Source organism: Cupriavidus sp. R6-3 (assembly GCF_059772245.1).
Genome location: NZ_JCBAJO010000153.1, coordinates 1 through 11,562, shown reverse-complemented (window position 1 = coordinate 11,562; position 11,562 = coordinate 1). Strand labels below are relative to the sequence as shown.

Annotated in this window: 13 protein-coding genes; 5 read left to right on the top strand and 8 right to left on the bottom strand. The window is 63.1% G+C overall.

What is annotated here, in order from left to right:
- The coding region (locus tag AC6EI8_RS19130) for an ArsR/SmtB family transcription factor (protein ID WP_498382626.1) at positions 1-216 on the bottom strand (216 nt) is incomplete at its 3' end.
- Between the two features lie 193 nt (positions 217-409).
- Between AC6EI8_RS19130 and AC6EI8_RS19125 the strand changes: the two genes are divergently transcribed.
- From AC6EI8_RS19125 to AC6EI8_RS19110, 4 genes are all read left to right on the top strand, one after another.
- Positions 410-1,663 carry a cytochrome P450 gene (locus AC6EI8_RS19125; RefSeq protein ID WP_498382625.1) on the top strand — a complete coding sequence of 418 codons (1,254 nt, stop codon included), beginning with the start codon at positions 410-412 and terminating at the stop codon, positions 1,661-1,663.
- A gap of 63 nt (positions 1,664-1,726) precedes the next feature.
- A complete protein-coding gene (locus tag AC6EI8_RS19120; RefSeq protein ID WP_226106982.1) occupies positions 1,727-2,089 on the top strand; it encodes an antibiotic biosynthesis monooxygenase family protein in 363 nt (120 codons plus the stop codon).
- Positions 2,090-2,100: 11 nt separating this feature from the next.
- Positions 2,101-2,856 (top strand): sulfite exporter TauE/SafE family protein, encoded by a 756-nt coding sequence (locus tag AC6EI8_RS19115; protein ID WP_150082319.1) that lies wholly within the window; start codon positions 2,101-2,103, stop codon positions 2,854-2,856.
- A 303-nt stretch (positions 2,857-3,159) separates the two neighbouring features.
- Positions 3,160-4,326 carry an extracellular catalytic domain type 1 short-chain-length polyhydroxyalkanoate depolymerase gene (locus AC6EI8_RS19110; protein ID WP_226106984.1) on the top strand — a complete coding sequence of 389 codons (1,167 nt, stop codon included), beginning with the start codon at positions 3,160-3,162 and terminating at the stop codon, positions 4,324-4,326.
- A gap of 11 nt (positions 4,327-4,337) precedes the next feature.
- On the opposite strand, the gene AC6EI8_RS19105 is transcribed toward AC6EI8_RS19110, so the two are convergent.
- From AC6EI8_RS19105 to relB, 4 genes are read right to left on the bottom strand one after another with little or no spacing between them, the layout of a single operon-like run.
- Entirely contained in the window at positions 4,338-4,658 is a 321-nt protein-coding gene (locus AC6EI8_RS19105; RefSeq protein ID WP_226107071.1) for a 2Fe-2S iron-sulfur cluster-binding protein, read from the bottom strand.
- Positions 4,659-4,714: 56 nt separating this feature from the next.
- The gene (locus tag AC6EI8_RS19100) at positions 4,715-5,329 is read right to left on the bottom strand and encodes an IMPACT family protein (protein WP_498382624.1); all 615 of its coding nucleotides are present in this window, start codon (positions 5,327-5,329) and stop codon (positions 4,715-4,717) included.
- A 44-nt stretch (positions 5,330-5,373) separates the two neighbouring features.
- A complete protein-coding gene (locus tag AC6EI8_RS19095; RefSeq protein WP_453231452.1) occupies positions 5,374-5,679 on the bottom strand; it encodes a type II toxin-antitoxin system RelE/ParE family toxin in 306 nt (101 codons plus the stop codon).
- Positions 5,666-5,965, bottom strand: coding sequence for a type II toxin-antitoxin system RelB family antitoxin (gene relB / locus AC6EI8_RS19090; RefSeq protein WP_498382623.1), 300 nt, complete (start codon positions 5,963-5,965; stop codon positions 5,666-5,668). Before relB ends, AC6EI8_RS19095 begins: the two co-directional genes overlap by 14 nt.
- A gap of 129 nt (positions 5,966-6,094) precedes the next feature.
- On the opposite strand from relB, the gene AC6EI8_RS19085 reads away from it, so the two are divergent.
- Positions 6,095-6,709: a DUF938 domain-containing protein gene (locus AC6EI8_RS19085; RefSeq protein WP_498382622.1), complete on the top strand. Its 615-nt coding sequence runs from the start codon at positions 6,095-6,097 to the stop codon at positions 6,707-6,709.
- A 151-nt stretch (positions 6,710-6,860) separates the two neighbouring features.
- On the opposite strand, the gene AC6EI8_RS19080 is transcribed toward AC6EI8_RS19085, so the two are convergent.
- The 3 genes from AC6EI8_RS19080 to AC6EI8_RS19070 all read right to left on the bottom strand — a co-directional run.
- Positions 6,861-9,806, bottom strand: coding sequence for an HD domain-containing protein (locus AC6EI8_RS19080; protein ID WP_498382620.1), 2,946 nt, complete (start codon positions 9,804-9,806; stop codon positions 6,861-6,863).
- A 614-nt stretch (positions 9,807-10,420) separates the two neighbouring features.
- Positions 10,421-11,185 carry a sulfite exporter TauE/SafE family protein gene (locus AC6EI8_RS19075; RefSeq protein WP_149318631.1) on the bottom strand — a complete coding sequence of 255 codons (765 nt, stop codon included), beginning with the start codon at positions 11,183-11,185 and terminating at the stop codon, positions 10,421-10,423.
- A gap of 133 nt (positions 11,186-11,318) precedes the next feature.
- The coding region (locus tag AC6EI8_RS19070) for a hypothetical protein (RefSeq protein ID WP_498382619.1) at positions 11,319-11,562 on the bottom strand (244 nt) is incomplete at its 5' end.

Sequence of the window (11,562 nt, the reverse complement as noted above, 5' to 3'; positions counted from 1 at the left end):
GTAGTAGCGATTGCGGCCATGCGTCTCGACCGCCAGCAGGCCGCCCTCGGCGAGCCGGGCCAGATGGCCGCTGGTCGACGAGGCCGACAGCCCCGCGATCAGCCCCAGCTCGCCGGCCGGTCTCGCGCTGCCGTCCATCAACGCCCACAGCATCGCGGCGCGGCCCGGGTCGGCCAGCAGGCCAGCCAACTGACTGATGCTGGGAGCGTATTCCATAGTTCATTCCACGGTGAAACAACGATCGCAGTATAGGCCGATACTTGCCGATATCAACCATGCCTTGTCGGCGGTCATGCCGCGGCAATGTCGCGGCAATACCGCCGTAGCGCCGCCCCGATGCCGCGGCAATGCCGAGGTAATGCCGCCGTAAAGCCGCCGTAAAGCCGCCGCGAACCCCCTTGTGATCCCCATGACCCTGTACCCGACCAAGCCGCCTCCCGATCCGCTGGCCGCCGCCACGCATCCCGACCCCTATCCCTACTATCGCGAACTCGCACACGCGCAGCCGTTTCACCGCGACGCGATGCTGATGCTGTGGGTCGCCGCGGGACCGGACGAGGTGGCCGCGGTGCTGTCGCATCCGGCGTGCCGGGTGCGGCCGCCGGGACAGCCGGTGCCGCCGCCGCTCGCGCAGTCGCCCGCCGGGACCTTGTTCGCGCGGCTGATCCGCATGAACGACGGGCCGGGCCATGCGCCGTTGAAGGCGGTGCTGCAGCGGCAGTTGGCGACGCTGGACCTGAACGACGTGCGTGCTGCCGCCTCGGCATGGGCGCGTGTCCTTGCGGTGACGCACGATCACGGCGCGACCGCGAATCGCTGGAGCAGCGCGCTGCCGGTGATCGCGATCGCGGGTTTGCTCGGGTTCACGGCCACCGACGACGAGGCCACGGCCGGCCGGATCGCCACGCAGATCGCCAGCTTTGCCGCCGCCATGTCGCCGTTGGCGGGTCCGGCCGAGATCGCGGCCGGCATCGAGGCCGCCGCGGCGCTGCAGGCCCAGCCCCTGCGTGCCGATACGCCGTGGACGCAGGCGCTGCGCGAGCAGGCGCGCACGGCCGGGGTCGACGACGCCGCGATCGCCGCCAATCTGCTGGGGTTGATGGTGCAGAGCTGCGAGGCCACCGCAGGCTTGATCGGCAATACGCTGCTGCGGCTCGCACGCGATGCGGCCGCGGCCGACGATCTGCAGGCGACGGTGGCGGGCGTGCTGCGAACCGATCCGCCGATCCACAACACGCGCCGCTTCATGGCCGAGGATGCGTACGTCTGCGGCGTGCCGCTGCGGCGCGGCGATGGGATCCTGGTGCTGCTGGCCGCGGCCGCCGCATCGGAAGGCCGACCAGCCAGTGTCTCGGCGAATGTGCCGGCGAATGCCCCGGAGAATGCCCCGGAGAATGCCCCGGTAAGTGCCCCGGTAAGTGCCCCGGTAAGTGCCCCGGTGAGTGCCTCGGTGAGTGCCTCGGTGTATGGGCCGCCGAATTCCGGCGAGCGGGCCTGGACCTTCGGCCATGGCGCGCATCGATGTCCCGGCGATGCGCTGGCGGCGACGCTGGCCGAAGCCACCGTCGCCGCGCTGCTGGCGCGCGGCATCGAGCCGGCCGCCTTGGCAAAGGCGTATCGTTACCGGCCATCGCTGAACGCACGGATCCCGCATTTCCTCTGATTCCCATCTTTTCGGATCCCGATCTCCGCACAGGACCACCCAACACAATTCAAGGACGCCCCGATGATTGCCGTGATCTTTGAAGTCGAATTCGCCCCCGGGCAGAAGGACGCCTATCTCGATATCGCCGCGCATTTGCGCCCCACGCTTGAAGCGATCGACGGCTTTATCTCCGTCGAACGCTTCCAGAGCCTGAGCACGCCAGGCAAGGTGCTGTCGCTGTCCTTCTTCCGCGACGAGGCCGCGGTGCAGGCCTGGCGCAATACGGTCGAGCACCGCCACGCCCAGGCGGCGGGCCGCGGCGGCGTGTTTGCCGACTACCGGCTGCGCGTCGCGCAGGTGCTGCGCGACTACGGCATGCATCGGCGCGAGCAGGCGCCGGGCGACAGCCGCGCCGTGCACGATGCCCGTACCGGCGACCAGTAAGGGAACGCGGCATGGATGCTCACACGCTGGGCGCACAGGCGCTGTTCATCGGCCTGACCTTTCTGCTGGCGGGCTTCGTCAAGGGCGTGGTCGGACTCGGCCTGCCGACGGTCGCCGTCGGCCTGCTTGGGCTGGTGATGCCGCCGATGCAGGCCGCCGCGCTGCTGGTTGCGCCATCGATGGTGACCAACGTGGTCCAGTTGGCCGCCGGTCCGCGCTTCGGCGCACTGGTGATGCGGCTCTGGCCGATGCTGCTCGGCATCGTCGTCGGCACGCTGGTGGCCGGTGCGCTGGCGCCGCCGTCGGCCATGCAGCAGGCCACCGCGGCGCTTGGCATCGCGCTGATCGCCTATGCGGCGGTAGGGCTGTCGTCGTGGCACCTGAACGTGCCGGCGGCGCATGAGCGCTGGCTGGCGCCGCTGATCGGCCTGGCCACCGGCGCGATCACCGCGGTGACCGGCGTGCTGGTGATTCCGGCGGTGCCCTATCTGCAGGGCCTGGGCCTGGCGCGCGAGGAACTGGTGCAGGCGCTCGGCCTGTCGTTCACGGTGTCGACGGTGGCGCTGGCGATCAATCTGTTGATGCATGGCGTGCTGGCGCAGACGCCGGTGCTGGGCGCCTCGCTGGCGACGCTGGTGCCCGCGCTGGCCGGCATGTGGCTGGGCCAGCGGCTGCGCAACCGGATCAGCGCGGCGCTGTTCCGGCGGCTGTTCTTTATCGGGCTGCTATTGCTGGGAGCGGACCTGGCCTGGCGCGGCTGGCATTGAGGGCCGGCTTGCCCGGCAACGGCACCGTACTGGCAGCGGCATCGGCATCGGCGTCGGCAACTGCAACTGCAACTGCAACGGCAAGGGCAACGGCAACGGCAAGGGCAAGGGCAAGGGCAAGGGCAACGGCAACGGCAAGGGCAAGGGCAAGGGCAAGGGCAAGGGCAAGGGCAAGGGCAAGGGCAAGGGCAAGGGCAACGGTATCGGCGTCTGCACCGCATCGGCATGCCGCGCTCCGGCTTGCCGCATAATGGCCTCGGTCCCGACCCGCGGACCGCAATGCGTAAAGCGCAAGGCTGACCGATGCCGACCCCACGCCGCCGCCGCACCGTCAATCCCTGGGCCAAGCTTGGCAAGACCGCTGCCCGCCAGATGCAGCAGATGCAGCGCGCCGTCGCGCGCACGGTGACCAAGTCCGTCACGAAGACGGTGGCGCAGACCGTCGCGCATACCGTGGCGCAATCGGTCGGCCATGCGGCGCAGCAGGGCCGGGAAGCGCGGCGCGTGCTGTCCGGTGTCGCCTCGCCGGTGGCGGCGCCGACCAGTCGTGGCGGCGGGCGATGGCAGGAGGGCGTCTGGGGCTTCGGTCCGCTGGCGCAGCGCCGCTATCGATTGTTCATCCCGTCCGGGGTCGGCGCATCGCGGCCCGCGCCCTTGCTGGTGCTGCTGCATGGCTGCGGGCAGGATGCCGCCAGCTTTGCCGCCTGCACGCGCGTGGCGGCGCTGGCGCGCGCACGCCGCTGCATCGTGCTGCTGCCCGAGCAGTCCTCGCGCGCCAATGCGCATCGATGCTGGAACTGGTTCCGCAGCGAGGCGCAGGCCGCGGCGGAGGCCAGCCTGCTGATGGGAATGATCGACCATGTCTGCCGCGCGCATCCGGTGCAGTCCGATCGCGTGCATCTTCTCGGCCTGTCGGCGGGTGGCGCGATGGCGTTGATGCTGGCGCTGCGCTATCCCGACCGCTTCGTCGCCGTCGGCTCGCACTCGGGCGCGGCCCCGCATCTCGCACGCAACGCCACGCAGGCCGGGCGCGTCATGCGCGGCTCGCTGAACGGACATACGGCCGCGCAATTGCAGGCGCTGCGGCTGCAATTGCAGGGCAGGATGCCGCCGCCGCTGCTGCTGATCCATGGCGATGCCGATCGTGTCGTGGCCTACGACAACGCCATCGCCAGCGCGACGCTGTGGCTGTCGCTGTCGACCCCGGGCGCATTGCCGGCCGCGGCGGCCCAGCCATCGGTGCGCGTGCTGCGGCGGGGTGAGCGCCGTCCGGTCGCGGTGCATGACTGGCGCCGCGACGGCAGGCTCTATGTCCGCCTGGTACGGGTTGAAGGGCTGGGCCATGCGTGGAGCGGCGGCGCGGCCAGCCAGGCCTATGCCGATCCGGCGGGGCCCGATGCGCTGCGGATCGCGCTGGCGTTCTTTGCCGCGGTTGCGCCGGCGCCGGTGCGCAGGCGCGCGGTCGCCTGAGCGTCGCGGGCTTAGTCCTGCCGCCGCGCGCCCGGTGCGACGATCTCCAGATCGGATTGGGGGCAGGCGACGCAAGGCAGCAGATAGCCGTCTTCCTTTTCGTCGGCGCTCAGGCCCGGCCATTCAATCCGATAGCGGATGCTGCCGGATACCAGCCGGGACAGGCAGGTGCGGCACGTGCCGTTGCGGCACGAGCTGGGCAGGCGAATGCCGGCGCGCAGCGCGGCCTCGAGAATGGATTGCCCCGGCTCCGCCGTGAACTCGAACCCGGATGGGGCGATACGCACGCGCAGCGGCGATGCCGTGTCCGGTCCGCTCCTTGGTTCGCCCATCGCATCGTCCCTCGGATCGCCTTTCACCTCGCCCATGGGCTCGGTCATCGCCTCGCTCATCGGCATCCCTCGTTGTCCGGGTCCACCCGCGGGAACTGCGCGCGGCCATGGGTGGCATCGCGCAGCGCCGCGCGCGCGGTGTCCACTTCGCTGGCGGGCAGCCTGACGATGAGCTTCACCGTCGAGCCATAGACGCTGTCGGCCAATGTGTGGCCGGTCTGTTCGAGCCAGCGCCGCACCCGCGCCTCGTCGGCATAGTCGACCTCGACCGCCACGTTGGCGTAGGCGATGCGTTCGATCCGTTCGGCGGTCTTCAGCGCGGCGGCGATCGCATCGGTATAGGCCCGCACCAGCCCGCCGGCGCCAAGCTTGATGCCGCCGTAGTAGCGCACCACCGCGGCCAGCACGCCATCGAGTTCATGATGGCGCAGCACCTCGAGAATCGGCCGCCCCGCGGTGCCCGACGGCTCGCCGTCGTCCGACATGCCGGACTGCCCGCCGGCCAACAGCGCCCAGCAGACATGCGTCGCCGTCGGATGCTCGGCGCGCAGCGACTGCACGACGCGCATCGCCTCGTCCCGGTCGGCGACCGGCATGGCGACGGCGAGAAAGCGGCTCTTGCGGATATCGAGCTCGGCGTGAACGGGGGTGGAAAGGGTGTAGGTAGGCAAGGAACAATAGCTATCGCGAAAGCGCGGTGCTGCCGGGCCAACATTCAACGAAGCTTATGCGCGCCTGCTTCAGTACATGGCCATTGTTGAGCGGCATGGAGGACGCGCAGGATGGTCACGGCGCGGGCGTCTTCCGTATACACCACCACATAATTGGGACGGACAACCATTTCTCTTGTGCCGCGTACGCGGCCCGGACGATAGAGCTTCGCATTGTGCGGCAACTGTGCCGCCTTGTTCTCGATATCGTCTCTTAGCTGTTGCGCCGCATCGGGATTCTCGTCAGAGATGTAATCGAGGATCTCCAAGAGATCTGCCTTTGCGGACTCCCGCCACTCAAGATCGGGCACGTCGTTTCCTGTCTATTAGTGCCTGTGCTTCGTTCATGACCTGACGGTGGGGAACCGTGGGCCGCTTGTCGGCCAAGGCTTCATGGACCTTTGCCCGAAACCAGGCATCATAAGCGTCAGGGTCTGCGGTCAGCCCAACAGGCAATGCGCCTTCTTTAGCAATTCGCGTCAGCAGAATACGGACGGCGTCCGACACCGTCAGGCCGATATTGGCGAGCTTTTCCGCAGCCTCCACCTTGAGCTTGTTGTCTACGCGGATATGAAGCATTGACGTTTGGGTAGCCATGGCGCTCTCCTTTGAAAACGTCTCGCATTTTGCATCTCAATTGAGATACAGGCAAGCCTCGTTACAGGCTTCGGGATCCTGCCCGGTGGTACGCTTTGGCACTCCGCCAACGCGCCAGCCAGTGCCGATATGCACCTCCCCCATCCCAACCACCGCGGCATTGCCCCTGCTGCCGAACGCAACCGCGAGCCGATTCTCGAGGTGTTGCGGCGCGTATTGCCGGCGGCAGGCACCATTCTCGAGATCGCCAGCGGCACCGGTCAGCATGCCAGGCACTTCGCCGCCGCCAATCCGGCGTGGGCCTGGCAGCCCAGCGATCCGGATCCATCGGCGCGGCGCTCGATTGCGGCGTGGAAGGTAGAGGCGGGTTTGCCGAATTTGCGCGACCCGTTGGAACTGGACGTGCGCCAGGCCGATTGGGGCATCGAGCAGGCCGATGCCGTCGTCTGCATCAACATGATCCATATCGCGCCGTGGCAGGCCGCGGAAGCGCTGTTCGCGGGCGCGGCGCGTCTGTTGCCCGCCGGCGGCGTGCTCTACCTGTATGGACCCTATCGTCGCGACGGCCAGCACACCGCGCCGAGCAACGCCATCTTCGACGAGCAGCTGCGCGCCAGCGATGCCTCGTGGGGTGTGCGCGATATCGAGGCGGTAGTCGCGTTAGGTAACACCGTGGGCTTTCGATTGGCGAACGTAGTGCCAATGCCAGCGAATAATTTCAGCTTAACGTTCTATGTGAGCTGACGTTTGCTGGCATCTGATTTAATAGCAGACTGGGCGTCTAGATCGAGCGGTAAAATTTGTGCATGGTCATGACGCTAGTTAGTGGTGTGCGCCTGCGGATTCAATTCGTCAATACCGACGAGCGCGCAGAATTTCACGCAACCCACGCGCCTTAATTTGGGCCGCACTCTGCGCCCCCTACGGTCTGCTCCCAAATGCTATACAGAAGAGGCTTTTGCTCGGGAGGCTCAATGCCTTTTACTAGTGCCCAGGCGGCAACTTCCGATTCCGTGCCGAATAGATTCAGAAGCTTGTCGAGGCGAGCCGCCAATTTCATTGCAGTATTGGCGTCGCCAGACATAATGATGTCGGATCCTTCCTTATGGTTTCTATGCTGTAATGTTTGCAAAATCTGGCGATTCACCTTGCCTTTCTCGTTTGCCAACTGCCACTTTCTGTTAGGCATTATGGAAACCGCGGCATGGCGCCGAACATAGGGGAATCCAGCCATCGACGAGTACCAAGTATGGATAGCATCCGAGGCAAAGAATCCGCGAAACCAAGATAAGTCGTTTGCGATTCCTTTGTTTCCTTCCCTGAAGATTAGAGCTTCGCCGCCCTCAAGAACATCTTTTAGCGAAGCCGATTCGACGTTCGCACTTGTATTTACGAAGTACAAGACGTCTACTTTAAGTTCCGAGAGTGCGTGAGGTGCGGACAGCGCTATTCCCGTCGACGTCGCGCATACCGGCGATACTTGCCCTTGGTATACCACCATTTCCTGCTTCGCCAGCCTCCTGCAGAGTTGTCGAAAATCAGAGACCGTCAAGCAAGTGCGCGCCTCGCCGACGACCTCCTTCAAGTGATGCGTGAGTATGTCGGTAGCCAGGCGTTCGTCGATGCCCATTTTGTCAAACGCAACGGCGCTTCGCTGCAGATTTATGGGGCACAATCCAGAGGGATCAAATATCGCAATAGACGGACGCGCCAGATTGAAATGGGGGCCGAACTCCATCGATTTCCTGGGAATATTTATGAGTGCCCCGGAGTGCGCGTATCGGCCAATTTTTTGCACGCGAATGCCATTAACCGTGATCTCCGCCGGAGAAAGCTGTTCGTAAACGTATGCTCCCCCGGGCTGCTCGTGTCGAACCACATGGAATCGCCAGAATATCGCCTCATATGGAGTTGGTTCAGGGAGCGAATGCCAGTCACCCATCGATCCGCCCGGCAACGGTACAAGATGGTCAGAAGAAGGGCTAAATTCCGCTCGAATCTGAACCTTTGGGCGATCGTATTCCGGCTCTGATACATTGAATCCGTCCCAGACGTATTTCACTCGCGGACGAGATTGAGCAAACCAGTCAACATCGTTCCACTGCTTCAAAATTATCGTATCGTGTGTTTCCTGGGTATTAGGGGTTGTTTCTCTTGGTATGAAAGGACGAAGGCCATCAAGCACCTTTGGATCAGTTATTCGTACTGCTATTGTTGTTCCAACGGGAGCGGAGCATCGGCGGAGTTCGACTATGGAGTCGTCTATACGTGCGGTAAACGTGAGACCGTCAGCCTCATCTCTGTCAACGTGGCGTGTGCGTACTTGAATTTCGTCCCCAAGAAGGAATGCCGCGAGCGCTCCAACGCCGAATCGCCCCCCGCGCAGTACGCGACTACGTCCGTTTTCATCAATATGTTGCCGCTTCCACACGTCGCTGTTGCGGAAAGAGGCCCCGGCAATCAAAAAGTAGTTCGTAACGGTTTCTAGCGTCATGCCGACGCCCTTATCGGATACCGTAATCCAGCCTGTTCCGTCGTCGGACTCTTTACACTCGACGATGACGTCGCATTCGCTGCTGCTCTTGTCCAGTGCCTTTGCGTCTCGGTCCGTAAGGTCAGCCAATTCACGGCATGCGTCAACAGCGTTTTGCACCAGCTCACGAATTCCTACTTCGTATGAATAGTCGTATAGAGGGCCGACTAAAAGGTTAAGTAGATCGGGGCCTGACGCATCAAAGCCTGCTTTAATTGGAATATATGAGACGGTGCGCGCAAAAGTACTTTGCTTATCGAGATTAGACCTAATTCGTCGTAGGCTTAGTCCAAGTGACGCGAGTTCTCCACGTCGCCCATATACTTCTCCGATGGCTGCCCAGCTATGGTCCAATTCCCGTTGAATATCCTTGAATAGTGCAACTAGCTTCAAATAGGTTCGCACATCGGTTGGAGTGGCGTGCACGTACAGCGCTTCCGGATCATCATGTCGAGTAGACACATCGCGGACTGCAAAATGATTTCGCCATTCCTGGCGGGACACCGGACTCCTAAGCTCCTTTACACTCAAGAGACTCTTTAAGGCTCGCTCGCTCTGAACTTGAACATAATCTGCGATACGCAGAACCGCCATCAAGAAGGGCGTCTTTATTCGACGATGCTCTGCTACTAGCCCATATCGAGCTTCGATGTATGAGAACGTGTCGCGAATAGAAAGGCCATGACTTCGCGCCACTAGACCAGCCAAGTCTCTGATTTCTTCGTCGAGACCTAATAGTTCAAGCGGCATACCACTACGGCACGGAACGCCACGCAAAGCGATTTCGTGGGCGAGTCTCGCGTGATGACGGCGAACGAACTCACCGATTAGTAAGCAATCACGCTCAGATAAGTTATCTAAATCCAGTTGCTCAGCTCGAAATGGTTCCGCGTCGCCGAATATTGCAACTAATCTATCCTGACCAAATCGACTTACTTCAGCTAGAAAATCATTCCAAAGTTGATGCCATGGACGATCCTCTAATCCGGATATCATCGGTGATTCTTTCCTTGAGATCAAAGCCCGGAAACCATCTTGTGTCAAATGCATACCGCAATCGTGAAGCAAGATCGACATGCAAAGAACAGTGACGTCTTCCGCGCTCAAAAGATCGCGGCTGATATCCGAGATCAACGATGCCGCAGTTTCAAGCACATCGTTAATGTGGCGAGGGCTATGATCCGTAAATCCAGGGAAGAACGGCATTCCGCTTTGCTCCAGCCAAGGCTCGAACAGTACCAAATTTTTTTGAACAGCCGCACTGAGTTCTGGTGATTTTCGAAGTATGTTCTCAAACAGAGTGGGCAACGTTATCATGTTCACGTTCGCTTTGAATTAATGCGTTGAAACTATCGCCAATATAACATCTTTGTGCGCTTTATCTATAACGCAACAGCGTGAGTGTCGTGGTCGACTTCAAGCTGGCGATAGGGTTCGGGCGAGAGAGGCGTCCCCCGAGTACAAAGCCCAACATTTCTGGCTGTTGGTCTTTGCAAATGCCCAGTGCGTAGCACTGTCCAGATACGGTAAAGGATCCATAAGTAACGGGGTGCCTTGATGTAGAAGTCGAGGCCGCCGATGGTGCCGTCCAGTTTGCCTGCGATGGTGAAATTTATAGGCTCACCACCAACATGGGCTCTTCCACGCTACTGAGGATAACGATGGCTCCGCGAAGCTACTTAAACACTGGGATAGCGACGCACTTTGCCGCCATCGCCGTCCCAAGGCGCGCAGTCTTCAAGTCGCAGTTCGCAGTCCGCGTGACTGGACTCACGGGGTACGTGCGCGCACTTGCAAGCGCTCCGGGCACAGGGACAATATTTAAAGTCGGCCGAGGCGAGCGGCTAACTGCGGGCGGCCTCGAATGGTGGCTCAGCGTGATATTGAGCAGCGAACGTTGGTGATTGTGATTACGGAACGCCTCAGCCCCGCACCAGCATCACCACCGCGGTCGCGATCAGGCACAGCGAGAACCACGCCCGCAGATGGCGTTCGGGCATGCGGTGCGCCAGCGCCACGCCCCAGGAGATCGTCAGCATGCCGCCGAGCGACAGCGGGATGCCGCTGGCCCAGTCGACGTGGCGCGCCTGTGCATAGGTCGCCAGCGCGACCACCGCGCCCGGCGTGACCAGCGCCAGTGCCAGCCCTTGCGCCGCCGCCTGGCGGAAGCCGAACAGACCGACCAGTGCCGGCGCGGCCACCACGCCGCCCCCTACGCCAAAGAATCCCGACAACGCGCCCCCGACCACGCCGACCGCCGGAATCCAGCGCGACGACAGCCGGTCCTTCTGCACCGTGACCGCGCGGCCAGGCAACAGCCGCCACAGGAAATACACGGCCATGCCGATCATGAACAGCGCGAAGATCCGCCGCAGCAGCACCGCATCCATCGCCGTCGCCAGCCGCGCGCCCACATAGGTCGCCAGCACCGCGGACAGGCCCAGCACCAGCGCGGTGCGCAACGCGATGTCCGCGCGGCGGCGGTACTGCCAGAAGCCGATCAGCACATTGGGCGCGATCATCACCAGCGCGGTGCCCTGCGCCAGCTGCTGGTCCATGCCGTAGAGCAGGCCGAGCGCGGGGATCGCAATCAGCCCGCCGCCGATGCCGAAGAGCCCGCCGACTGCGCCGAGCGCACCGCCGAGAAGGAAGGTCAACAGCGCGGGGAGCAGCGGAATATCGGGCATCGTCGATCGAGTGGAGGGGGCGGGCGCCACCGCGGCGGCCTCGCGCAAAAGTATCGATCATAAAACATGGAGACATCGCTCACACGCTGGACGTCAGGACATTCCCGCGGAATCGCGCGCTGCAAGCTAATCGTCAAGATCTTGAAAGCCGATTGAAATCCGGTTTCGCTCCAATGCCGCCGGAGATCGTGCCGGGCCCGTTGCCAAAGGGGCCGCACGGTCGCGTCGCGCCGGCCTTGCCGGCGCGCTTCGTGTCTGCGTTGCCTGAATCGAGCCTGTCATCGTGCATGTCCGTCGTCATCGCTTTGCCCACCTCCGCCTGCTGCTCGCGTCGATCGCCGTCTCGCTGCTGCTCGGCGCGCCGGCCCGTTTCGCCG